Below are 22,791 nucleotides of genomic sequence, written 5' to 3'. Positions count from 1 at the left end.
CCTAAAGCAGGGTTGGGGCCTCCGGCCAACCGGCTTCCCGGTCCGCCATCGAATCGTCATCCTCCGCCGCGTCGCCGAAGCCGGGCAATTCGGCCAAAGCGGCGCGGGCCAGGGCGCGGGTGACCCGGCCGCCGGCGGCCAGTGCCGCACGGTCCAGCCGGGCCGCCGCCTCGGCCATCGCCGCGGCCTCGCGCGGCAGGCGGGTCAGCAGCCAGTCCTGCAGGGCGCGGTCCACCCGCAGCTGCCGCAGCAGGAAATGCCGCCGCAGCAGCGCCGCCAGCAGCGCATCGCCGGGCGGGCGGACCGCGACCGCGGTCATCGCCCGCAGCCGGCTGCGCAGGTCGGGCAGCGCGACCGGCCAGCGCGCCGGCGCCTCCCGCCCCGCCAGCAGCACCGCCTGGCCGCGCTCGGCGCACAGGTTCAGCAGATGCAGCAGCGCCTCCTCCTCCGGCGCGCAATCGGCATCGTCCACCACCAGCCCGGCGCCGTCGGCGGGCTCGGGCAGGCCACGCAGCAGCAGCCCGTCGATCGCCGGCCAGGCCCGCGCCGCGGCCAGGCCGCGCAGCATGTGGGTCTTGCCGGTCGCCGCCGGCCCATAGAGCGCCAGCCTGCCGCCCGGCCAGGCCGGCGGCCGGCGCAGCCAGGCCAGCGCCGCGGCATTGCTGGCATCCTCCAGCAGGTCGCCGAGGTCGAAGCCGGCGGCGACCGGCAGCGGCAGGGCAAGCTGCCGGGAAGGCGCCGCGCCGGACATCAGAGCCCCGTGCGCGGCGGGTCGAGGTAGAGCGGGCTATCCAGGTACCGGCGCAGCCAGTAGCGCGCGACCACGCCGATCACCGCCGCGATCGGCACCGCCAGCAGCACGCCGAGGAAGCCGAAGGCGATGCCGCCGGCGAACAGCGCGAAGATCACCCAGACCGCGTGCAGCTCGACCCGGTCGCCGAGCAGCCGCGGGTAGATGATGTAGCCCTCGATCACCTGGCCGGTGACGAAGACCCCGAGCACCACCAGCACCCCGTTCCAGGTGCCGAACTGCGCCAGGGCGAGGCCGAGCGCGGTGATCATCCCGGTGATCGAGCCGATATAGGGGATGAAGGACAGGATGCCGGAGACCAGCCCGACGGTCAGGCCGAGCTCGAGCCCGATCGCCGACAGCGCCGCGGCGTAGTAGACCGCGAGCAGCGCGCAGCAGAGCAACTGCCCGCGCAGCCAGGCCGAGAGCAGCCGGTCGGTGTCGCGCGCCAATTGCCTGAGGGTGGCGGCCGAGCGCCGCGGCAGCCAGGCATCCATCCGCAGCAGCATCCGCGGCCAGTCGCGCAGCAGGTAGAAGGCGACCACCGGCGTCACGGTGACCAGCGTGAACACCGCGAACAGCGCCACGCCGCCGCCGACCAGCCGGGCCAGCGAGGTGCCGATCCAGGAGATGATCGCCCCCGCCTGGCCCACCGCCAGGTCCTGCAGCCGCTGGTCGAAGACATCCGGGCCGAGGCGTTCCGACAGCGCCACCAGCGCATCCCGCATCGCCTGGCCGACGCCGAGCACGTAGCTCGGCAGCCGCTGGAGCAGCACGGTGACCTGCGAGATCAGCAAGGGATACAGCAGCAGCAGCGCCAGCAGCGCCATCGCCACCATGCCCAGCACCAGCAGCAGCGCGGCAAGGCCGCGCGGCAGGCCGATGCGGGCAAGCCGGGTCGCCACCGGGTCGAGGAAATAGGCGATGACGCCGGCCAGCACGAAGGGCGTCAGGATCGGCGAGAACAGCCAGAGGCCGAGCAGCAGCGCCCCGGCCACGCCGGCGAACAGCGCGAGGCGCTGCCCGCGCGTGGCGACGCGGGGCGCGGCCGGCGGCGGCCGCGGCGCGGGGGGCGGCAGCGGCGGCTCGGCCTTCGCCGCCGGCGGCGGGGCCACGGGGCGGGACGGCAGCAGCTTCATGCGGCGCGCCTCATGGCCCGGGATCCGGCGCCGACCAGGGGCGGCGGAGCGTCGCCGCCACATAGGCCACGCCGGAGGCCAGGGTCGAGAGCGCGACGGCCCAGATCATCGCCACCAGCAGCCCCTCCGCCGCCAGGCCGAAGCCGGCCAGCAGCAGGGCCAGCGCGGCCAGCGCGATCTGCAGCAGGGTATTGAGCTTCGAGACCAGCAGCGGCTTGATCGCCGGCGGCTGGCCGAGCACCCAGAGCACCAGGATGCCGCCGACGATGACCACGTCGCGGAACACCACCAGGATCGCCAGCCAATCCGGCAGCACGCCGATGCCGGCGAGCGTGACGTAGACCGAGACCAGCAGCGCCTTGTCCGCCACCGGGTCGAGGATGGCGCCGAGCGCGCTGCGGGAATTGGTGACGCGGGCCAACCAGCCATCGACGCCGTCGGAGATCCCGGCGCCGACGAAGACCAGGAAGGCGAGGTCGAGCCGGTGCTGCAGGATCAGCCAGATGGCGGCCGGCACGGCGCAGAGCCGCGCGAGGGTGATCAGGTTGGGCAGGGTAACCAGCACGGCGGGCGGATCCGCCTCGGGGGGCGGTCCGTCATCCGCCGGCGGCGGGTCAGCCGCCCCCGGCAAGGCCGACGCGCCAGGATTCGCCCGGCCGCGGCCCCACCGCCGGCACCAGCGCGATACCGAGGCCCGCGAGGTCGCCGATCACGGTGTCCGTCGGCCCGCGCAGGCCGAGCCGGATGCGCGCCGCATCCACCGCGATGGCCTGGACATCGACCGAGGCCACCTGCCCCGCCCCCTTCAGCCGCCGCACCAGGTCGAGCCATTCCGCCATGGAACGATAGGTGGCGACGGCCTCGACCCAATTCGAGGCCGGGACGCCCGGCGCCGGCGCGCCGGATGCCGCGGCGACCGGGGCCAGGCCGGGGACCCGGCCGCCGAGCGCGCCGCGCACCCGGCCGGCGTTGAAGTTCACCGTGATCCGCCCGCTGTAGCGCGTGGGGGACGGCCGCTCCTCCTCGATGACGATGGAACTCACCATGTCGTCGATCTGCTGGTCGGAAAGGCTGGGGCCGCTGGTCCCGGCCTCGGCCAGCAGCTTCGCCCAGGCGGCGCGGCGGCCGGCGGCGAGCGCCCTTTCCTTGGCCAGCACGCCGTTCTCGGCGCTGGCCTCGGCCGGGACGCCGCGCTGGGTGAGGTTGAGGGTGACGGCGGGCGGCTCGGCCGCCGCGGCGGCAGGCTGGCCGGCGGAGGGCGGCGGGAGTTGCGCGAAGGCCGGGGCCCCGGCAGGGATGGCGAGCACCAGGCCCAAGGTCAGCGCCAGCCTGGCACCCCTGCTGCTTGCCGGCATCGGCCCCTCCTGCTTCCGGGTGGACCCGGCGTTGCGCTGTCTCCCGTCAGGTCCCGGCGCGCGCGGAGCCTGGCATGGAGATCGTACCGGACGGTTAGCAGGAAGCGGCGGGTTTGGGCGAATCCCATCGCCGCGGAGCGGCTTCAACAGCCCGCCGGTCTGGACTTGCGCGCGCCGCCCGCGTAGGGCGCGGCGTCCACGGCCGTCATACTGCCCTGCCCCCCCTTGCCGATCGGAGGCCGCCTTGACCACCTCGCCCGACCCCACCGCCCCGATCCCAGCCCCCGCCAGCCTGACCTACCGCGAGGCCGGGGTGGATATCGACGCCGGCGACGCGCTGGTCGAGGCGATCAAGCCGCTGGCGAAATCCACCAGCCGAAGCGGCACCATGGGCGGCCTGGGCGGCTTCGGCGCGCTGTTCGACCTGAAGGCGGCGGGGTTCCGCGACCCGGTCCTGGTCTCCTCCACCGACGGCGTCGGCACCAAGCTGCGGGTCGCCATCGACGCCGGCAGCCATGCGACGGTCGGCATCGACCTCGTCGCCATGTGCGTCAACGACCTGGTGGTGCAGGGCGCCGAGCCGCTGTTCTTCCTGGATTACTTCGCCAGCGGCAAGCTGCGGCTGGACCAGGCGCGCGACGTCATCGCCGGCATCGCCGAGGGCTGCCGCCAGGCCGGCTGCGCCCTGGTCGGCGGCGAGACCGCCGAGATGCCGGGCATGTATGCCGCCGAGGACTACGACCTAGCCGGCTTCTCGGTGGGGGCGGCGGAACGCGACGCGCTGCTGCCGAAGGCGATCGGCGCCGGCGACGTGCTGCTCGGCCTCGGCTCCTCCGGCGTGCATTCGAACGGCTTCTCGCTGGTGCGGCGGGTGGTGGCGGCGGCCGGGCTGACGCTCGCCGACCCGGCGCCCTTCGCGCCTGGGACGACGCTGGGGCAGGCGCTGCTGGCGCCGACCCGGATCTACGTGAAGCCGCTGCTGGCGCTGCACCGCGCCGGGCTGCTGAAGGCCGCCGCCCACATCACCGGCGGCGGCCTGCCGGGCAACCTGCCGCGGGTGCTCCCCGCCGGCACCACCGCGGTGCTGGACGGCGCCGCCTGGCCGGTGCCGCCGGTTTTCGCCTGGCTGGCGGCCGCCGGCAACGTCGCCGCCGATGAGATGCTGCGAGTCTTCAACTGCGGCATCGGCATGGTCGTGGTGGTCGCCGCCGGAGATGCGGCGGCGGCGATGGCGCAGCTCGCCGCGGCCGGCGAGTCGGTGTTCCGCATCGGCGCGATCGAGGCCGGCCAGGGCCCGGCCGGCCTGCGCATCGACAACCTGGCCCCCGCCTGGCCCCGCTGAGATGCCCCGCGCCCGCACCGCGATCCTGATCTCCGGCCGCGGCTCCAACATGGCGGCGCTGCTGGCGGCCGCGGCCGACCCGGCCTACCCGGCCGAGATCGCCCTGGTGCTGGCCAACCGCGCCGATGCCGCGGGCCTGGCCCGCGCCGCGGCGGCCGGCATCCCGACCGCGGTGGTCGAGAGCCGCCACTTCCCCGGCGACCGGCCGGGCTTCGAGGCGGCGATGGAAACGGCGCTGGCGCGGCACGGCATCCGGCTGATCGCCCTGGCCGGCTTCATGCGGGTGCTGACCGCCGGCTTCGTCGGGCGGTGGGAAGGCCGGCTGGTCAACATCCACCCCTCCCTGCTGCCGGCCTTCCCGGGGCTCGAGACGCATGAGCGGGCACTCGCCGCCGGGGTCCGGCTGCACGGCTGCACCGTGCACCTGGTCAGCGCCGGGGTGGACGAGGGGCCGATCCTGGCGCAGGCGGCGGTGCCGGTGCTGCCGGGCGACACGCCGGCCACGCTCGCCGCCCGGGTGCTGGCGGAGGAGCACCGGCTCTACCCCGCGGCGCTCGGCTGGCTGGCGGCGGGCCGGGTGCACGTCGCGGCCGGCCGGGCCCTGGTGGACGGCGCCGCCGCGCCGGACGGTGCCCTGCGCAACCCCCAACCTTGAACGTCCCTGGGTTAACCGCCCCGGTCCAAACACCCTTGCCGGAAAGGCCGGCGCTTCCTACACCCTGGCACCGGATCGCAGAGGGACAGCAACCGTGGCCGAGCAGACGCACTACGAATTCTCCGCGGTCGAGGCGAAGGACATCATCGCCACCCACGAGCGCGGCTGGGAAGGCTTCACCCAGTTCCTGACCTACGGCGTCGTCGGCGTCGTGGTGGTGCTGCTGCTGCTGCTGCTCTTCGTCGCCTGAAACCCCGTCCCGGGCGGCCAAAGGGCCGCCCGGGGGTCTCGTCTTCCTCGCAGGCCGACGCGGCCGGGCCCGCGGGCCCAGGCGCGATCCGCCCTCAGCGCCGGCTGGTCAGCAGGCCGAGCGCATAGCCGATGACGCCGGCGATCAGCAGCGCCACCACCGGCTGCTGCTCGACCCCGCGGCCGACCTGTTCCGCCGCGCCGCGCGCCACGTCCTTGGCCTGGCCATAGGCCTCCTGGGCGCGGCCGGCGACTTCCCGCGCCGCGCCTTCGACCTGGGTCTTGCTGTCGCCGAGCAGGTCGCCGGCGGCGCCCTGCACCTTGCCGGCCGCCTGCTTCACGGTGCCGCCGATCCGATCTTCGTCCATACCGCTGGTCTCCTTGCGTGGTGTCGCAGGTCGCCAACGCGCCCGGCCGACGATCCACCGGCCGGATTTTCGCTGCGCTGGCGTATGCAGCATGCCGAGCGCAGCGGGCGGGGCTTCGTTCCCCGCCGACCGGTTCAGTCCAGCGTGGCTCCGGTGGCCTTTACCACCTCGCCCCAGGCCAGCCGCTCCGCCCGGCCGAAGGCGGCCAGCGCCTCGGGCGTGGTCGGCTCGGGCACCGTGCCCTGCTGGCGGACCACCTCGACGAAGGCCGGGGCGCCCATCGCCTCCCGCACCGCCTGGTTCAGCCGCTCGAGGATCGCCGGCGGGGTCCTGGCCGGGGCGTAGATCGCCTTCCAGAGGCCAGAGGTCAGGTCCACGCCCATGTCCCGCATCATCGGCGCGCCGGGGATGATCTCGAGCGGCCTTGGCGCCATCACCGCGACGGCGCGGGTCCGGCCGTCCCGGGTCATGCTCTCGGCGCCGCCGGCCGGCAGCGCGAAGCAGTCCACCTGGCCAGCCATCACCGCCTGCATCGCCGGCGCCTGGCTGGTATAGGGGACGTGCAGCATCTCGACGCCGCGGGCGCGCAGCATCCGTTCCGTCGCCAGATGCGGCGTGCTGGCGACGCCCCATGACGCATAGGTGAGCTTGCCGGGGGCGGCCTTGGCCGCCGCCATCAGCGCCTCGAAGCTGGCGAGCTCCGGCCGCGACGGGCCGACGACCAGGGCGAAGGGGAATTTGGCGACCAGGCTGATCGGCGCGAAGTCGGTCGTCGGGTCGTACTGGAGCTGCCGGTAGACGGAGGGGTTGATCGCCTGGGTGTCGACGATCCCCATCCACAGCGTGTGGCCGTCCGGCGCCGCGCGCGCGGCGAAGGTGGCGCCCAGGCTGCCATTGGCGCCGGGGCGGTTCTCCACCACCACGGACTGGCCGAGGATCGGGGTCAACGCCTGCGCCATGGCGCGGCTGACGATGTCGTTCAGGCCCCCCGGGGCATAACCCGAGACGATGCGGAGCGTCCGGTCGGGATAGGCGGCCAGGGCGGGCGCGGCCAGCGACAGGCCGGCGGCCGCGCCGAAAAGGGCGCGGCGGGAGATGACGGTCATGCGGTCTCCTGGAAGGCTGGGACCGGCGTTCCTCTGGCAAGCGGCAGCGTGGCAGGGATTCGGGCGGAGGGGAACCGGCCGGGGCGGCAGCTTGAGGATTTGAGCCGGCTAAACCCGCGGGAAATCTCGGGCCCGGCCAGCGGCGGTCCGGCGGCAAGCGATTGGCCGGGCTGGGCTTTCCGCCGGCGGGCGGCGCCGCAGGTTGAGGATTTCAGCGATTGAGGCGTCCGCGGCAGCCGCGGCTTTCGGACAAAGCCCGGCTCCGGCCAGGGGATGGCGGTTGGAAGAGGGATGCGGATTCACGGTTCAAGGATCGGGCCTTCAAGGAATTTGATCCTATATCGAACTGCGCCCGATGTCCAGCGCCGCCTGCAGCGCGGCGACGTCCCGCGGCCGGCCGTCGCACGGCCATTCGACCAGCCGCGCCAGCCCGGCCGGGCGCGGGGTCAGCACCGCGATGCGGTCGGCCAGCGCCGCCGCATCCTCCAGCGCATGCGTCACCAGCACCGTGGTCGCGCCGCATTCCGCCAGCACCTCGCCGACCAGGCCGCGCAGCTGCGCCGCCGTCGCCGCATCGAGCGACACGAAGGGCTCGTCCAGCACCAGCAGGTCCGGCTGCACCGACAGCGCCCGCGCCAGCGCCGCCCGCCGCGCCATCCCCAGCGACAGCTCGCCCGGCAGCCGGGCGCCCCAGCCGGCCAGGCCGACGCGGGCCAGCAGCGCCTCCACCGGCGGCGGCGGCAGGCCTGCCGCCCGGGCGACGATGCAGAGGTTGTCGCCCAGGCTGCGCCAGGGCAGCAGCCGCGGCTCCTGGAACACCACGCCGAGCCGGGCCGGGCGGTGCCGCACCTCGCCCTCGAAATCGGCATCCAGCCCCATCAGGATGCGCAGCGCGGTGGTCTTGCCGCAGCCGGACGGGCCGAGCAGCGCCGTCACCGAGCCCTGCGGGAAGCTCAGCGCCAGGTCGCGCACCGCCTCGACCGCCGCGGCGCCGGGGCGGCGGTAGGATTTGCGGCGGATCGCCAGCTCAAGCGTCGGCATGGCGCCAGGCCCGGGCCCGCCGCTCGATCGGCCGCATGAGGCTGGCCTCGACCGCCAGCATCACCGCGGCGAAGGCCAGCGAATAGGCCAGCAGCCCGGCGACGTCGAAGACCTGGAAGCGCAGGTGCAGCTCGAAGCCGACGCCGCTCGGCCGGCCGAGCAATTCGACCACCAGGACGATCTTCCAGACGATCGCCAGCCCCGACCGCGCCGCGGCGACCAGGAAGGGGCCGAGCTGCGGCAGCACGACCTCCCGCAGCCGGACCCAGGGGCCGAGCCGGTAGGCCCGCGCAACCTCGTCCAGCTGCGGGTCGAGCGTGCGGGCGCCCTCGCGCACCACGACGACGACATTGGGCAGCTTGGCCAGCGCCACCGCGCCGATCGCCGCCGCCTCGGTCTGGCCGAACCAGACATAGGCCAGCAGGATGATGACCAGGGCCGGGATGTTCAGCAGCAGCAGCACCCAGGGGTCGCAGGCGGCATCGGCCAAGCGCGACCGGCCCATGGCGTAGCCGAGCGCGGCGCCGCAGGCCATCGCCAGGGAGAAGGCCGCGGCGACCCGCGCCAGGGTGACCAGCAGCGCCGGCAGCAGGGCGCCGGCGGCCAGCTCCTCGGCCAGCGCCGCCAGCACGGCGGGCGGGGCGGGCAGCATGCGGTCGGCCAGGCGCGCCGCCGCCAGCCACCACAGGGCCAGGAAGCCGAGCGCCGAGACCGCCCGCACGGCATGGAGGCCGCGCCGGCTCACTCCGAGCCGCGCCAGAAGCTGCCGGGCGACAGCGTGGTGGCGCGGCCGACCAGCCGCGCGCCGCCGAGCTCGGCGACCACGGCGTAGAGCCGCGCCGCATCGGCCTCCTCCGCCGCGACCGGCCGGCGCGGGATGCCGGCGCGGAAGCGGTCGCGCAGCCGGGTGAACATCACCTCCGACTCCGCCCGCATCATCGGCCGCACCGCCTCCCAGGGCGCGTCCTCGGTCGCCAGGATCGCCTTGGCGGCGGCGCTGGCGCGGAGGAAGCCGTCGATCGCCGGGCGGTTCGCCTGGGCCCAGCGCTCGTCGAAGACATGGCCGATCATGGCGACCGGCGCGCTGGCGCCGAGCGCCGTCTCGACCGCCTCCATCGGCAGCAATTCGCGGTGGCCCTCGGCCTCCAGCGCCGCGGCGAAATTCCAGAACAGCAGCGCGGCGTCGAGTTCGCCGCGGCGCAGCTGCTCGGCCAGCAAAGGCGGCGCGCCGTAGACCGGCCGGGCTTCGGTCGCCAGGTCGATCCGCTGCCGCCGCGCCGCGGCGACCAGCAGCAGCCAGGCCTTGTCGAGCGGCCCGCCGGAGACGCCGATGCGGCGGCCGCGCAGCTCGGCCAGCGAGGTGACCGGGGAGTTCGGCGGCACCATGAGCGCCGCCACCGCGGTGGAGAAGGGCGCGAAGACCAGCGGCTGGCCCTCGGCGCGCAGGCGGGAGACGAAGAGCCAGTCGCCGACGATCACGTCGACGGTCCGCGCCTGCAGGGCGACGCGGGTCGCCTCGCTGGAGGCGAATTCCAGCGTCTCGATGCGGATGCCGGCCGCCTCCGCCAGGTTGTGCCGGGCGATGATGGCCAGTTCCCAGGCCACGGTGCCGAATTTCAGCACGCCGATGCGCAAGCCCGGCGGGGCCGCCGCAGCCGGACGCAAGGGCGCCGCCGCCAAGCCGGCGAGACATGTTGCGAGCCTGCGTCGCCGCATCGCGGTCCCTCCCCCTGGCGCCGGCGCCGCCATCCCTTGCCGGATGGCCGGCGCCTGCCCAAGGCTTGCCGGAAAGCCCGGGGCTGCGCCAGGGGCCTGCCGGCGCGGCCGATTCACGCCTTCGGGCGTTGCGGCCCCGAGGTCCGTCGTGCGATTCACCTCCTTCGCTGAGTCCGGCCCGGACGATCGCACGCTAACGCCAGCCGGCGATGGCCGCCGCCGCGGCCGGGCCCAGCACGTCGGATTGCAGCGCAAGCGGATCGCCGAACAGGCTGGCCGCGAGGCCCTTGTCCAGCACGACCTTGGCCAGCAGCATCAGCGCCTCGGTCGGCGGCGCCTGGTCCAGCGGGGCGGGCGGGGCCAGCGTCTCGGCGAAGACCACGCGGTCCTGCCGGTCCGGCCGGTCGCCCAGCATCCGGTCGAAGAACTGCCGCTGCAGGTTGCCGTCGCGCGCCTGGTGGACGCCGATGACGACGGCCAGGGCGCGGTCCCAGGCGAGCCCGGGATAGGCCGCCTGCCAGCGCGCCAGCTGGGCACGGAACTGGTCGAGCTGCGACACCGCGGCGGCGGTGAGGTTCCGCTGGATGGCGGGCCGCACCGCGGCACCGAGCGCATCGAGCATGGCCTGGTCGACCGCGCCCTGCTGCTGGATGCGCTGGGTGAAGCGCCGCACCTCCGCCAGCATGTCGCGTTGCACCACCCGCAGCGCCTCCGGCATGTCCTGCCGCCCGGCGATCTCGGCTTCGGCCGCGGCCAGCAGGGATGCGTACCGCGCCAGCCAGGCGAGCGCCTCGGCATCCAGCCGCCCCAGCCCCCCGGCCAGCAGCCGCGCGTCGAGCGCCGCCGCGGTGTGCGACACGGCGCTGGCCTGCAGGTACAGCCCGGTATCCATGGCGAAGAGCTCGGGCTGCGCGATGCCCGGCCGGTACAGCGCCAGTTGCTCGAAGCGGTTGACCAGCACCGGGACGCTGGCCCGCAGCCGGTCGAGCGTCTGCGTCGCGGCCTGGCGATAGGTCGCCTTGAAGGCCTGGTCGAGATCGGCGAGGGCATCCGCCCGGCTGCCCTGGGCGGGCAGCAGGAGGGCAAGCGCCAGCAGCGCCGCCCGCGCGGCATGACGCCCGGAGGCGAGGCTCATCGGCAGTCTCCAGAAATGGCGGCCTTGTCGCCGCTTGCGGCAGGACGCGGTTGCGGGGCCGGGCCTCAACGCCGGCATGCCGCCCGGGTGGCGCGCTCCGCCGTCGATTCGCCGGCGATCGGCCATGGCGGTCGCGGCGCCGATCTGGGACGATGCCGGCCAAGGCGGGGCCGCCGGCTTTCGGCCGCGGCCCGGCGGGAGGAAAGAAACGACCATGCACAGGCATTATGGCTGGGTCATCGTCGCCGTCGGCGCGCTGATGGGCTGCATCGGCATGGGGTCGCTGTTCTCCCTCGCCGTCTTCCTCGACCCCATCGCCGCCGGGACCGGGTGGTCGCGCGCCGGCATCTCCGGCTCGATGACCGTCGCCTTCCTGGCGATGGGGCTCGGCTCCTTCGGCTGGGGCTGGGTCAGCGACCGGCATGGCCCGCGCATCGTCGGCCTCGCCGGCGGGCTGCTGCTGGGCGCCGGGCTGCTGCTGGCCAGCCGGGCGACCAGCCTGGCCGGCTTCCAGCTGGCCTATGGCCTGTTCCTCGGCGCCGCGGTCGGCGCCTTCTTCGCGCCGATGATGGCGACGGCCAGCGCCTGGTTCGAGCGCAACCGGGCGCTGGCCGTGTCCCTGGTCTCGGCCGGGCTCGGCATGGCGCCGGTCACCGTCGCCCCCTTCGCGCAATGGCTGCTGCAGTCGGGGCACGACTGGCGGAGCGCGCAATTCGTGCTCGGGCTGGTGGCCTGGGCGGTGCTGCTGCCGGCCGCGCTGCTGCTGCGCCGGCCGCCGGCCGCGGCCGTGGCGGCGGCCCTGGCCGCGGCGCCGGCGGGCGAGGCGATGAGCGCGCGGCAGGCGCTCGGGTCGCGGCAATTCCTGGTGCTGGCGGCGACCTTCTTCGCCTGCTGCCTGGCGCATTCCGGGCCGATCTTCCATGTCGTCAGCTACGCCATGGTCTGCGGCCTGCCGGCCATGGCGGCGGTCAGCGTCTACAGCCTGCAGGGGCTGGCGGGGCTGGGCGGGCGGCTGCTGCTGGGCCTGCTGGCCGACCGGCACGGCGCCAAGCCGGTGCTGATCGGCGGCCTGCTGCTGCAGGCGCTGGCGATCGGCGCCTTCCTGCCGACCAGCGCGCTCGGCGAGTTCTATGCCGTCGCCGCGGTCTTCGGCCTGGCCTATGGCGGGGTGATGCCGCTCTATGCGGTGCTGACGCGGGAGTATTTCGGGCCGCGCATCATGGGCACGGTGTTCGGCGCCGCGACCATGGTCTCCTGCCTCGGCATGGCGGCGGGGCCGGCGGTGGGCGGCTGGATCTTCGACCGTTTCGGCAGCTATGCGGGGATGCATCTCAGCTCGCTGGCGATCGGGCTGGGGGCGGTGGCGATCGCCTTCTGCTTCCCGCCGCTGCCGCGGCTGCGGCCGGCCGGTGGCGCGGTGGGTCAGCCCGCCTGAGGCAAGGCCGGGGAGGGGAAACCGTTCCCTCCCCTCACCGCGCGGCGGGTGCCGACCCACGGAAACAGAGGCGGGTCCAGGGAGGATACCGCCTCCCCGGCCTTTCCCGGCGACCGGCGCATGGCACCGCGGGGCATGGGCCTGACCTCCGCGACCCCGCGCGACCTGCTATGCCCTCCGCATGACCACTCCGCCCCGTTTCGACATCTTCCTGACCACCGCCCCCGGCCTCGAGGCCACGCTCCTCGCCGAGGTGCGCGGCAAGGGCTTCCGCCAGCCGAAGGCCGTCCCCGGCGGCGTCGTCATCGAGGGCGGCTGGCCGGAGGTCTGGCGGGCCAATCTCTGGATCCGCGGCGCCGGCCGGGTGCTGGCGCGGCTCGACCATTTCCACGTCACCCACCTGGCGCAGCTCGACCTCCGCGCCCGGCATGTCCCCTGGGCCGATGTGCTGCGGCCCGACATCCCCTTCCGGGTGGAGGCGACCTGCGCCGCCTCCAAGCTCTATCACAGCGGGGCGGTGGAGCAGCGGATCGCCACCGCGATCCGGGAGACGCTGGGCGCGCCGGAGGCACCGGCGGGCGGCATCCCGGACGCCGTCACCGTGATGGCGCGGATCGAGCATGACCGCTGCACCATCAGCCTGGATACCTCGGGCGCGCCGCTGCACAAGCGCGGCTACAAGGAAGCGGTCAACCCGGCGCCGCTGCGGGAGACCATGGCATCGCTGTTCCTGCAACAATGCGGCTATGACGGGCGGGAGCCGCTGGTCGACCCGATGTGCGGCGCCGGGACCTTCGTGATCGAGGCGGCGGAGATCGCGGCCCGGCTCAACCCCGGCCGGCTGCGGCATTTCGCCTTCGAGCAATTCGCCAATTTCGATGCCGAGGCCTGGGCACGGATGCGGGGGGTGGAGAGCCGCCGCCCGCCTGCGGCCCTGTGTCACGGCAGCGACCGGGATGCCGGGGCGGTGGCGATGAGCCGCGACAATGCCGTCCGCGCCGGCGTGGCCGAGCACACCGCCTTCCGGCAATGCACGATCAGCGACGCGGTCCCGCCGGAGGGCCCGCCCGGCCTGGTGATGGTCAACCCGCCCTATGGGACTCGGATGGGCGACAAGGGCGACCTGGTCCCGCTGTACCGCGCCTTGGGCCAGGTGCTGCGGCAGCGGTTTTCAGGTTGGCGGGTCGGGCTGGTGACCAGCGAGGGAAGCCTGGCGCAGGCGACCGGGCTGCCCTTCGTCGCGCCCGGCGCGCCGGTGCCGCATGGCGGGCTGCGGGTGACGCTGTACCGGACCGCGGCGCTGGGCTGAGGCAGGCCGGGGAGGGAAAGGTATTCCCTTCCCGAACCCTACCCTTCCTTTTCGTGGGCTTGGCATTCGCCGCGCGGCGAGTCCCAACCCACAGAAACAGATGAGGGGTCCGGGGAGAATACCTTCTCCCCGGCCATGCTTGCCTTAGCCGACGATCTCGGTGCCGGCGAAGAAGAAGGCGATCTCGGCCGCGGCGGCCTCGGGGCTGTCCGAGCCATGCACGCTGTTCGCCTCGATGCTCTCGGCGAATTCCTTGCGGATGGTGCCCGGGGCGGCATTGGCCGGGTTGGTGGCGCCCATGATGTCGCGGTTCTTCAGCACCGCGCCCTCGCCTTCCAGCACCTGCACGACCACCGGGCCGGAGGTCATGAAGGAGACCAGGTCCTTGTAGAAGGGGCGGGCGGCGTGGGCGGCGTAGAAGGCGCCGGCCTGGGCGTCCGACAGCTGCAGCCGCTTCTGGGCGACGATGCGCAGGCCCTGGGCCTCGAACACGGCGTTGATCTTGCCGGTCAGGTTGCGGCGGGTCGCGTCGGGCTTGAGGATGGAGAGGGTGCGCTCGATGGCCATGGCGGCGGTCCTTTAACGAATGAAAGAGTCGCGGGCCGGATAGGCGGGGTTCCGGGCGGATGCAAGCCCAACCCGGCGGGCCGTGCCGCGTTGGGCCGGGATGAGCGATGACACACCCCCGGAAGACCTGCCCCCGAAGCAGGGCTACATCCCGCGCCCGCCGAGCCAGGCGGATGTGGACCTCGTCAGCGGCCAGCAGGGCATGATCGCGGACGAATGGGCCGCCGAGCCGGCCCCGGACGGGGACACGCCGAAGGACAAGCCCGCGCCGGGGTGAGCCCTCCCCTGCTCATGCCGCAGTAGCGAAGATGGCCGCCAGGCGGTAGGAGAGGCGGCAATGACCGTCCTCACCATCCGCGATCTCACGCTCCGCATCGCCGGGCGCGCCCTGCTGGACTCCGCCGACCTGGTGGTCGACCCCGGCCGCAAGGTCGGCCTGGTCGGGCGCAACGGCGCCGGCAAGTCCACCCTGCTGAAGGCCATCACCGGCGAGCTGCAGCCGGATGGCGGCGAGATCCGCCTGGCCGCCCGCGCCCGGATGGGCCATGTCGCCCAGGAGGTCCCCGGCGGGCCGGAATCCCTGCTGGAGACGGTCCTCGCGGCGGATACCGAACGCGCGGCCCTGCTGGCCGAGGCGGAGAACCACCCCGACGGCCACCGCATGGCCGAGATCCACGAGCGGCTGATCGCCATCAGCGCAGACAGCGCGCCGTCGCGGGCGGCCACCGTCCTCGCCGGCCTCGGCTTCGACGCCGCCGCCCAGGCGCGGCCGAGCACGGAATTCTCCGGCGGCTGGCGGATGCGGGTGGCCCTCGCCCGGGTGCTGTTCCTGGAACCCGACCTGCTGCTGCTGGACGAGCCGACCAACCACCTCGACCTCGAGGCCACGATGTGGCTGGAGGGCTGGCTGCAGCGCTTCTCGGGCGCCGCCATCGTGGTCAGCCACGACCGCGGCCTGCTGGAACGCTGCGTCGATGCCATCGTCCACCTCGACCGCTCGAAGCTGACGCTCTACCCCGGCGCCTTCGACAATTTCGTCCGCGTGCGGACAGAACGCCAGGCGCAGCAGGCGGCGCAGAACGAGAAGCTCTCGGCCGAGCGCGCCCACATCCAGTCCTTCGTCGACCGCTTCCGCGCCAAGGCCAGCAAGGCGCGCCAGGCGCAGTCGCGGATCAAGGCGCTGGAGCGCATGCCGGCGATCGAGAGCGTGGTCGAGGACCATGCGACGCGCTTCGCCTTCCCCGAGCCGGCGGAACTGGCGCCGCCGGTGCTGTCGATCTCGGGCGGCAGCATCGGCTACGACCAGCGGGTGGTGCTCAAGGGGCTCGACCTGCGGCTGGACCAGGACGACCGCATCGCCCTGCTCGGCGCCAACGGCAACGGCAAGTCGACGCTGGCAAAGCTGTTCGCCGGGCGGCTGGGGCTGATGGGCGGCACGCAGTTCCGCTCGCCCAAGCTGAAGGTCGGCTACTTCGCCCAGCACCAGACCGACGAGCTGGACATGGACGGCACGCCGCTGTCGCACATGCAGGCGGTGATGCCGGCGGCGACCGTCACGCAGTGCCGCTCCCAGCTCGCCCGCTTCGGGCTCGACGTGGAACGGGCGACGACGCGGATCTCGGCCTGTTCGGGCGGCGAGAAGGCGCGGCTGCTGCTGGCGCTCTGCACCCGCGAGGCGCCGCAGCTGCTGATATTGGACGAGCCGACCAACCACCTGGATATCGATGCGCGCGACGCGCTGGTGAAGGCGCTGGCGGACTACAACGGCGCGGTCATCCTGATCAGCCACGACCCGCATCTGGTCGAACTGGTCGCCGACCGGCTCTGGCTGGTCGGCGGCGGCAAGGTCACCAATTTCGACGGCGACCTCGACGACTACCGGGCGCTGCTGGGCGGCGGCAACCGCAAGTCGGCCAACCGCGCCGAGCCCGGCGCCGCGCCGCGCCAGGCCGACCGCCGCGGCAAGGCGGAGAGCCGCCAGGCCCTCGCCCCGCTGCGCGAACGCGCCAAGCAGATCGAGGCGCAGATGGCCAAGCTGCAGGACGAGGCGAAGACGATCGACAAGGCGCTGGCCGACCCGCGGCTCTATGCCGGCAACAAGACCGAGCTGATCAACCGCGCGACGACCCGCCGCGCGGTGATCGGCCGGATCCTGCCGACGCTGGAGACCGAGTGGCTGGAGCTGCAGGAGAAGCTGGAGGCGGCCTGACGCGCCCCGCCTTCGGGCGGGCGCGGCGTGCCGGCCTGTTGCCCGCGGCGCAGCGTCGCGCCGCCGGGCGATGCCGCCCTATGGCGATCCGCCCTGGCGCCGCTCCACCGCCGCCAGCCAGCAGCCCGGCCGGGCGGTGTGGATATTGACGAACCGCGTGCGTGGATCATCGAGCGCGCGGGCCAGCAGCGGCGCCACGTCGCGGCCCTCGCCGACCGCGCCCAGGTCATAGAGGCACAGCTCCGCCGCGTCGTAGCTGCGCACGGACACCAGGCCGTTCGCCAGCACCGTGGGCGCGATCACGTCGCTCGCCGCGAAGCGGGCGCAGTCGCGCGCGTGCACGAAGATCGGCGACGGTGTCCAGTAGACGCCCCGTGGATGCGGCAGGTCATGGCTGCCGAGCAGCATCGCCTCCCCCGCCTCGCCCAATTGCAGGCAATGCCGGCAGGGGAAGCCCGGCCCGTCCACCACGCGGCGGTGCAGCGCCTGGCCGCGGTCGTCCTGGCCGGTGGCGCGCCAGCGCATGGCGGTTTCTGTCGGGATGGCGACACAGCGGAAGGGCGGCATGCGGCGGGCTCCTGTGGCGGGCGGAGCCTCGCATCGCCCCTCCCCGCGCCGCCATCCGGCCGTTGCGCCCGCACGCGCCCAACGCACGGCACCCATGCGGGCATCAGCCCGGCAAATCACGTCTATCCACGATCCGTATTGGGATGATGCCGGGGATGGGGCCATCTGGTGCTGGGACAGGACGGCACCTCGCCGCCCCAACACACAGGACGCCTTGCATCATGTTCCGCTCCATCCTCCTCGCTTCCACCTTCGCCGTCGCGCTGGCCGGCGCCGCCCATGCCCAGGGCGGCCCCCGCATGGTCGGCGGCGGTCCGGACGCGCAGGTGGTCTACGACGCCCCGAGCGACAATGTCGTCGGCGGCGGCCTTGCCCGCATCATCGGCGGCGCCAACGACCAGCGCCTCGCCTATGGCGGCACCCCGGCCACCCTGCCGCCGACCGGCCTGATCGCCGAGATCACCGGCGAGGCGGGCAACCGCGAGATCGCCTACCGCACGCCGAGTGAGGCACGCGGCTCCGGCATGCTGGCCGGCCGGCCGGCGCGCGTCGGCGGCTGAGGGAAGGCTGGGGAGGGGAAGGTATCCCCTCCCCAGGCCCAATCCCTCCTGTTTCCGAGTCCGGCACCTGCCGCGCGGCAGGCCGAAACCCACAGATATAAAGGCAGGTCCGGGGAGGATGCTTCCTCCCCGGCCTTACCCTTCCACCACCCCCCCCATCTCCGGATCCCACAGCCAGGGCGGGTCCGGCAGCACGGCGACCCCGGCATGCGCCCGCGGGAAGGGCCGATGCCGCGCCGCGCCTGCCAGCAGCGCCTCGCCGCGCGCCGAAAGCCGTAGCGGGTCGCCCGCATGCAGCGGCCGGTGCGGGCCGCTCCGCAGCCGCCGCACCAGGTCCCGCACGATCAGGTCGGTGACATGGAAGATCGGGTCGGTGGCGCGCAGCACCGCAAGCGCCTCGGGCTCCGTCACGGCCCCCGCCGCCACCGCCCGCAGCAGGCGGCGTTCCGTCTCGCCCAGCCCATCCGTGGTCCAGGGCAGGTCGCGCAGATGCCGCCGCATCGCCGCCCCCAGGAAGGGCAGCGCCAGGGCGCGCCGCGCCAGCGCATCCAGCGGGCGCGGGTCGGCGGCGGCGAAGCCTGCCCAGGCCTCGGCCGCCTGCTGGACCTGTAGCGCGCTCAACGGCGCCGGCAGCAGCGCGGCCAATTCCGCATCGGCCAGGTCGGGGAAGCTGCGCACCCCGTCCGCCGGCATCAGCCACAGCCGGTCGCGCAGCAGCCGCTTCTCCGCCAGCAGCGACAGCACGCGGATCAGCGCCGCCTGGTCCCACAGGTCGTGCTCGAACCAGAGATGCACGGCCTCGTAGCGGTGCAGCGCCTGCAGGGCGGCATATTCGCGGCCCAGCCGCTGCCGCGCATCGGCCACGTCGATCCCTGCATGCTGCGCGACGAAGCGCGCCCGCAGCCCGAGCCAGGCAAGCAGGTCGCCATCGTCCCGCGCCGGGCCCTGGCAGACCGGATCGGCGAAGCAGAGATAGCCGCCCGCCAGGCCGGCCCGCGGCAGCGCCGCCCGCAGGTCGTCGCCGCAGCGGAGATGCAGGATGCTCACACCGGCTGCAGCCCGAGTTCCTGGACGATCCGCCGCGCCTCGGCCATCAGCGCCGCCGCCTCGGTGGCGAATTCCTCCGGGCCGAGATAGCGCACCGGCATGTCGAACCGCGCCAGCACCGCCAGGTGGGCGGGGTCGTGCACCGCCAGGCGGAAGGCGTCGTGGATCGTCCGCACCACCGCCGGGTCCATGCCGCGCGGCCCGGCGATGCCGTAGGTGCTCTCGCCCAGCACGTCCCAGCCCAGCTCGCGGAAGGTCGGCACCGTGGGGAAGCGCGCCACGCGGCCCGACATCCAGACCGCCAGCGGCCGCACCCGGCCTTCGAGCGCCATGTCGGCCCAGGCACTGGTCTCGGCGGAGAAGTGGATGTCGCCCGACAGCAGCGCCTGCAGGTTGGGCGCGGCGCCGCGGAAGGCGACCGGCACCCAGTCGATGCCGGCCAGCTTGGCCAGCCGCTGCATCTGCACCTCCGTGGTGTTGGCGCCGGGCGTGCCGTAGCTGATCTTCCCCGGATTGGCGCGGGCGTATGCGATCAGCTCCGGCAGGGTCTGCCAGGGCGCATCGGGCCGCACCACCACGCCGCCCATGTAGCCGACCAGGCGGATGATCCAGGTGAAGTCGCGCAGCGGGTCCCATTGCGGCTTCGCCTGCATCGCCGGCATGCGGAAGACGCTGTTGGGCATCTGCGACAGCGTGTATCCGTCCGGCTTGGCATCCTTCAGCGCGACGGCGCCGAGCGAGCCGCTGGCGCCGGGGCGGTTCTCCACCACGATCGGCTGGCCCAGGTGCCGCGACGCGATCTCGCAGGCCGAGCGCATCTGGATGTCGGTCGCCCCGCCCGGGGTCCAGGGCACGAAGACGCGCAGGGGCCGGTCCGGGAAGCGCGACTGGCCAAGGGCGGGCGCGGCCAGCGGCGCCAGGGTGGCGCCCAGCAGCGTGCGGCGGGCAAGGCTGGGGGGCATGGACGATCCTCCTGCGGCGTGCCGGCTTGGGCCGGTCTGCCGCGGAGCATGCGCCAGCCGGCCCGGCCGGCGCCAGGGGCTCAGTTCAGCTTGAGCCCCAGCCGCTGGATCATCACCCGGTCCTCCTCGATCTGCTGGCGGACGAAGGCGGTGTATTCCTCGGGCCCCTTGTACATCAGCGGCATGTCGAAGCGGTCCAGCACCGCCAGATGGGCCGGGTCGTTCAGCGCCTCGCGGAAGGCCTCGTGGATCGCCTTCGCCGCGCCGGGGTCGAGGTTCTTCGGCCCGCCGATGCCGTAGGGCGAGGCGCTGACGATATCGATGCCGACTTCCCGCAGGGTCGGCGCGTCGGGGAAGCGCTTGGCCCGCTGCTCGCCCCAGGTGACCAGCAGCCGGCACCTGCCGTCCTCGACCAGCTGCGACCAGCCGCTGCTGTCGGCCAGCACGTCGATGGTGCCGCCGAGCAGGGCGTTCATGTTCTCGGCGAAGCCGCGGAACGGCACATGGGTCCAGTCGAGCGACCGCTCGGTGGCGATGCGCTCCATCGTCAGGTGCAGGGACGTGCCGATGCCCGGCGTGCCGTAATTGATCTTGCCGGGATTCTTCTTCGCGTAATCGAGGAATTCCGGGAAGGTCTTCCACGGCGCATCGGCGCGGACCACCACGCCGAACAGGTAGCCGCACAGGTGCACGACATAGGTGAAGTCGACCAGCGGGTCGAACAGCGGCCGGCTCGACATCAGCGGCGTGCGGAAGACGCTGACCGGCATCTGCCCCAGCGTATAGCCGTCCGGCTTGTCGGTCAGCATCGCCTGGGCGCCGAGGATGCCGCCGGCACCCGACTTGTTCTCGATGATCACCGGCTGGCCGAGGCGGCGGCCGGCGGCGTCGCAGAGCGCGCGCATCTGCACGTCGGTGGTGCCGCCGGCGCCCCAGGGGACGTACATGCGGATCGGCCGGCTGGGGAAGCCGGCCTGGGCGATGGCGGGCGCGGCGAGCATGCCGGCGCCGAGCGCCAGCGCGGCACGACGGCCGATTGCATATGACATGTGTTTTCTCTCCCGGTTCTGCGGCGCGGGTTAGCCGAGACGCCGGCCCGGGCCAACCGGGCACGGCGCCGGCGGCAGCGACGTCGCGCAGGCTTGTGACCTGGCCGGGCGACAGGCCTGCCGCCGCGGGCTTCCCGGACTGGGGAGGAACCCGGGCATGGCCATCATCCAGGGCACCGCCGCGGCGGATTCGCTGACCGGCACGGCGGGGACGGAGCTGATCCTCGCGCGCGGCGGGGACGACCGGGTCGTCGGCCGCGCGGGCGACGACGTCATCCTCGGCGGCGCCGGGGCCGACACCATCGACGGCGACAATGACGGCCCGGATTTCGGCCCGCTGCCGGCGACCGGGCCGGGCGGGCCGCAGCCGCTCGACCTGCACAACCTGATCCTCGCCGGCGGCGGGGACGACCCGGTGCGGGCCGGCTTCGGCGCCGACACGGTGCTCGGCGGCGGCGGTGACGACACGCTGATCGGCTATGGGCTGTTCGGCGGCAGCCCGAGCGCCACCGGCCTCTTCATCGACGCCGACGGGCCGGACCTGCTGCTCGGCGGCGCGGGCCGCGACGAGTTGCGCGGCGGCGGCGGGCGCGACGTGCTGCTGGGCGGCCATGGCGACGACACCGTGGTCGGCGGCACCGGCGCCGATACGCTGAGCGGCGGCCCGGGCCGGGACCATTTCCTGTTCGGCCGCGGGCTGGAGCCCTTCGCCTTCGACCTCGGCATCGATACCGGCAGCGGGCCGGGGACGCGCGACCTGGTGCTGGATTTCCGCCAGGGGCGGGATGTGCTCGACCTCAGCGGCTTGCGCAATTTCCTCGGCGGGCCGGACCTGCCGCCGCCGCGCTTCCTCGGCACCGATCCCTTCGTCGCCAGCAACGCCCTGCAGGTGCGCTACGACATCGAGGAGGGCGACACGGTGGTGCGGTTCCTCGCCCCGCTCGGCACCCCGGAGCCGGGCACGCCGCCGGCGGTGCCGGAAGGCCCGGGCGGCGAGATCGAACTGGCCGGCGTCCACCACCTGCGCGCCAGCGACTTCATCCTGCCCTGAGAGTCGGGTCTCGCCGCGCGGCGGGCACCAACCCACGAGAATAGCGGAGAGGTCCGGGGAGGATGCCTCCTCCCCGGCCTTCTCAGTCCATCTTCAGCCCCAGCTTGCGGATGACCGCGCTCTCCTCCGCATAGACCTTGCGGGCGAAGGCCGCGTATTCCTCGGTGCCCATGTAGCGCACCGGCATGTCGTAGCGCTCCAGCGTCGAGACGTGCTGCGGCTCGAACAGCGCCGCCTTGAAGGCGTCGTGCAGCACGCGGACCACGCCGGGGTCCATGCCCTTCGGCCCGGCCAGGCCATAGGGGCTGTCGGCGACGATATCGATGCCCATCTCGCGCAGCGTCGGCACCTCGGGGAAGCGCTTGGTGCGCTCCGCGGTCCAGACCACCAGCAGCCGCAGCTTGCCGTCCTGCACCAGGGGCGCCCAGCCGGTGCTGTCGGTGTTCGCCACGGTCGCGCCGGACAGCACCGCCTGGATGTTGTCGGCGCCGCCGCGGAAGGGCACGTGCAGCCAGTCGATCCCGAGCTGCGTGCCGATGCGTTCCATGGTGATGTGCAGCGTGCTGCCGACGCCGGGCGTGCCGTAGGTCACCTTGCCCGGGTTGGCCTTCGCGTAGGCCACGAATTCCTGCCAGGTCTGCCAGGGCTGGTCGGCCCGCACCACCACCCCGAAGGTGTAGCCGGTGAGGTGCAGGATGTAGCTGAAGTCGGCGATCGGGTCGAAGGTCGGCCGGCGCGACATGGCCGGCAGGCGGAAGACGCTGATCGGCATCTGGCCGATGAGGTAGCCATCCCCGCTGCGTTCCTGCGACATGGCGAGGGCGCCGAGCGTGCCGGTCGCGCCGGCCTTGTTCTCCACCAGCACCGGCTGGCCGAGCGTCTTCGTCGCCAGGTCCGACAGCATCCGCAACTGGGTGTCGGACGACCCGCCGGGCAGCCAGGGGACGATCATGCGGATGGGACGGTTGGGGAATCCGGCCTGGGCGAGCGCGGGGCTGGCGAGGGCCGCGGCGCCGAGCGCCAATGCGCCGCGCCGGCCGATGAGCGAATTCATGGATGCGATTCCTCCGGTCTTTCACCGGAGACTGCGCAACCCGGCGGGGTTGCGCAACCACCCCCGGGCCGCGTCGCGCCGGCGG

Annotated in this window: 25 protein-coding genes; 9 read left to right on the top strand and 16 right to left on the bottom strand. The window is 73.8% G+C overall.

Annotated elements, in window-relative coordinates:
* Window position 1: 1 nt before the first annotated feature.
* Genes ACFQS7_RS16015 through ACFQS7_RS16000 form a run of 4 tightly spaced genes read right to left on the bottom strand, consistent with a single transcriptional unit; the run spans window position 2 to window position 3,284 of the window.
* On the bottom strand, window positions 2-751 hold the full coding sequence (locus ACFQS7_RS16015) for a chromosomal replication initiator DnaA (RefSeq protein WP_380068106.1): 750 nt from the start codon (window positions 749-751) through the stop codon (window positions 2-4).
* The gene (locus ACFQS7_RS16010) at window positions 751-1,929 is read right to left on the bottom strand and encodes an AI-2E family transporter (RefSeq protein WP_380068105.1); all 1,179 of its coding nucleotides are present in this window, start codon (window positions 1,927-1,929) and stop codon (window positions 751-753) included. Before ACFQS7_RS16010 ends, ACFQS7_RS16015 begins: the two co-directional genes overlap by 1 nt.
* A gap of 10 nt (window positions 1,930-1,939) precedes the next feature.
* Entirely contained in the window at window positions 1,940-2,494 is a 555-nt protein-coding gene (locus ACFQS7_RS16005) for a CDP-alcohol phosphatidyltransferase family protein (RefSeq protein ID WP_380068104.1), read from the bottom strand.
* Window positions 2,495-2,543: 49 nt separating this feature from the next.
* A complete protein-coding gene (locus ACFQS7_RS16000; protein ID WP_380068103.1) occupies window positions 2,544-3,284 on the bottom strand; it encodes a hypothetical protein in 741 nt (246 codons plus the stop codon).
* A 244-nt stretch (window positions 3,285-3,528) separates the two neighbouring features.
* Here ACFQS7_RS16000 and purM point away from each other — a divergent pair, with 244 nt between their 5' ends.
* The 3 genes from purM to ACFQS7_RS15985 all read left to right on the top strand — a co-directional run bounded on the left by purM (window position 3,529) and on the right by ACFQS7_RS15985 (window position 5,531).
* Entirely contained in the window at window positions 3,529-4,626 is a 1,098-nt protein-coding gene (purM, locus tag ACFQS7_RS15995) for a phosphoribosylformylglycinamidine cyclo-ligase (RefSeq protein WP_380068102.1), read from the top strand.
* Between the two features lies 1 nt (window position 4,627).
* On the top strand, window positions 4,628-5,281 hold the full coding sequence (gene purN / locus ACFQS7_RS15990; protein WP_380068101.1) for a phosphoribosylglycinamide formyltransferase: 654 nt from the start codon (window positions 4,628-4,630) through the stop codon (window positions 5,279-5,281).
* A gap of 94 nt (window positions 5,282-5,375) precedes the next feature.
* Entirely contained in the window at window positions 5,376-5,531 is a 156-nt protein-coding gene (locus ACFQS7_RS15985) for an aa3-type cytochrome c oxidase subunit IV (RefSeq protein ID WP_380068100.1), read from the top strand.
* 94 nt (window positions 5,532-5,625) lie between these two features.
* Here the strand turns inward: ACFQS7_RS15985 and ACFQS7_RS15980 are convergent, their stop codons facing one another.
* The 6 genes from ACFQS7_RS15980 to ACFQS7_RS15955 form a co-directional block, all read right to left on the bottom strand.
* The gene (locus tag ACFQS7_RS15980) at window positions 5,626-5,898 is read right to left on the bottom strand and encodes a CsbD family protein (RefSeq protein ID WP_380068099.1); all 273 of its coding nucleotides are present in this window, start codon (window positions 5,896-5,898) and stop codon (window positions 5,626-5,628) included.
* Between the two features lie 134 nt (window positions 5,899-6,032).
* Window positions 6,033-7,004: a Bug family tripartite tricarboxylate transporter substrate binding protein gene (locus tag ACFQS7_RS15975; RefSeq protein ID WP_380068098.1), complete on the bottom strand. Its 972-nt coding sequence runs from the start codon at window positions 7,002-7,004 to the stop codon at window positions 6,033-6,035.
* 336 nt (window positions 7,005-7,340) lie between these two features.
* Complete coding sequence (locus ACFQS7_RS15970; RefSeq protein WP_380068097.1) at window positions 7,341-8,045, bottom strand: ATP-binding cassette domain-containing protein; 705 nt, start codon at window positions 8,043-8,045, stop codon at window positions 7,341-7,343.
* Window positions 8,032-8,766 (bottom strand): ABC transporter permease, encoded by a 735-nt coding sequence (locus ACFQS7_RS15965; protein ID WP_380068096.1) that lies wholly within the window; start codon window positions 8,764-8,766, stop codon window positions 8,032-8,034. The genes ACFQS7_RS15970 and ACFQS7_RS15965 overlap by 14 nt, the downstream gene beginning before the upstream one ends.
* A 20-nt stretch (window positions 8,767-8,786) precedes the next feature.
* Window positions 8,787-9,761, bottom strand: coding sequence for an ABC transporter substrate-binding protein (locus tag ACFQS7_RS15960; RefSeq protein ID WP_380068095.1), 975 nt, complete (start codon window positions 9,759-9,761; stop codon window positions 8,787-8,789).
* Between the two features lie 193 nt (window positions 9,762-9,954).
* Window positions 9,955-10,896: a hypothetical protein gene (locus ACFQS7_RS15955; protein WP_380068094.1), complete on the bottom strand. Its 942-nt coding sequence runs from the start codon at window positions 10,894-10,896 to the stop codon at window positions 9,955-9,957.
* A gap of 214 nt (window positions 10,897-11,110) precedes the next feature.
* On the opposite strand from ACFQS7_RS15955, the gene ACFQS7_RS15950 reads away from it, so the two are divergent.
* Entirely contained in the window at window positions 11,111-12,331 is a 1,221-nt protein-coding gene (locus ACFQS7_RS15950) for an MFS transporter (RefSeq protein ID WP_380068093.1), read from the top strand.
* A gap of 181 nt (window positions 12,332-12,512) precedes the next feature.
* Entirely contained in the window at window positions 12,513-13,640 is a 1,128-nt protein-coding gene (locus ACFQS7_RS15945) for a class I SAM-dependent RNA methyltransferase (RefSeq protein ID WP_380068092.1), read from the top strand.
* A 144-nt stretch (window positions 13,641-13,784) separates the two neighbouring features.
* On the opposite strand, the gene ndk is transcribed toward ACFQS7_RS15945, so the two are convergent.
* Entirely contained in the window at window positions 13,785-14,207 is a 423-nt protein-coding gene (ndk, locus tag ACFQS7_RS15940) for a nucleoside-diphosphate kinase (RefSeq protein WP_380068091.1), read from the bottom strand.
* 100 nt (window positions 14,208-14,307) lie between these two features.
* Between ndk and ACFQS7_RS15935 the strand changes: the two genes are divergently transcribed.
* The gene (locus tag ACFQS7_RS15935; RefSeq protein ID WP_380068090.1) at window positions 14,308-14,484 is read left to right on the top strand and encodes a hypothetical protein; all 177 of its coding nucleotides are present in this window, start codon (window positions 14,308-14,310) and stop codon (window positions 14,482-14,484) included.
* A 60-nt stretch (window positions 14,485-14,544) separates the two neighbouring features.
* Window positions 14,545-16,416 carry an ABC-F family ATP-binding cassette domain-containing protein gene (locus ACFQS7_RS15930; protein ID WP_380068089.1) on the top strand — a complete coding sequence of 624 codons (1,872 nt, stop codon included), beginning with the start codon at window positions 14,545-14,547 and terminating at the stop codon, window positions 16,414-16,416.
* A 78-nt stretch (window positions 16,417-16,494) separates the two neighbouring features.
* On the opposite strand, the gene ACFQS7_RS15925 is transcribed toward ACFQS7_RS15930, so the two are convergent.
* Window positions 16,495-16,983 carry a DUF1203 domain-containing protein gene (locus ACFQS7_RS15925; protein WP_380068088.1) on the bottom strand — a complete coding sequence of 163 codons (489 nt, stop codon included), beginning with the start codon at window positions 16,981-16,983 and terminating at the stop codon, window positions 16,495-16,497.
* 221 nt (window positions 16,984-17,204) lie between these two features.
* On the opposite strand from ACFQS7_RS15925, the gene ACFQS7_RS15920 reads away from it, so the two are divergent.
* Complete coding sequence (locus ACFQS7_RS15920; protein WP_380068087.1) at window positions 17,205-17,543, top strand: hypothetical protein; 339 nt, start codon at window positions 17,205-17,207, stop codon at window positions 17,541-17,543.
* A 135-nt stretch (window positions 17,544-17,678) separates the two neighbouring features.
* On the opposite strand, the gene ACFQS7_RS15915 is transcribed toward ACFQS7_RS15920, so the two are convergent.
* From ACFQS7_RS15915 to ACFQS7_RS15905, 3 genes are all read right to left on the bottom strand, one after another.
* On the bottom strand, window positions 17,679-18,590 hold the full coding sequence (locus tag ACFQS7_RS15915; protein ID WP_380068086.1) for a DUF1835 domain-containing protein: 912 nt from the start codon (window positions 18,588-18,590) through the stop codon (window positions 17,679-17,681).
* Entirely contained in the window at window positions 18,587-19,552 is a 966-nt protein-coding gene (locus tag ACFQS7_RS15910; RefSeq protein WP_380068085.1) for a tripartite tricarboxylate transporter substrate binding protein, read from the bottom strand. The genes ACFQS7_RS15915 and ACFQS7_RS15910 overlap by 4 nt, the downstream gene beginning before the upstream one ends.
* A gap of 80 nt (window positions 19,553-19,632) precedes the next feature.
* Window positions 19,633-20,601, bottom strand: coding sequence for a Bug family tripartite tricarboxylate transporter substrate binding protein (locus ACFQS7_RS15905; protein ID WP_380068084.1), 969 nt, complete (start codon window positions 20,599-20,601; stop codon window positions 19,633-19,635).
* A gap of 157 nt (window positions 20,602-20,758) precedes the next feature.
* Here ACFQS7_RS15905 and ACFQS7_RS15900 point away from each other — a divergent pair, with 157 nt between their 5' ends.
* Entirely contained in the window at window positions 20,759-21,652 is an 894-nt protein-coding gene (locus ACFQS7_RS15900; protein WP_380068083.1) for a calcium-binding protein, read from the top strand.
* Window positions 21,653-21,734: 82 nt separating this feature from the next.
* Here ACFQS7_RS15900 and ACFQS7_RS15895 read toward each other — a convergent pair whose 3' ends face one another.
* A complete protein-coding gene (locus tag ACFQS7_RS15895; protein ID WP_380068082.1) occupies window positions 21,735-22,706 on the bottom strand; it encodes a tripartite tricarboxylate transporter substrate binding protein in 972 nt (323 codons plus the stop codon).
* Between the last annotated feature and the right edge of the window lie 85 nt (window positions 22,707-22,791).

Source organism: Dankookia sp. GCM10030260, assembly GCF_042666655.1.
In the GTDB taxonomy this organism is placed as follows: domain Bacteria; phylum Pseudomonadota; class Alphaproteobacteria; order Acetobacterales; family Acetobacteraceae; genus Paracraurococcus.
Note: the sequence above shows the minus strand (reverse complement) of the source record. Positions and strands in the feature narration are given on the sequence as shown.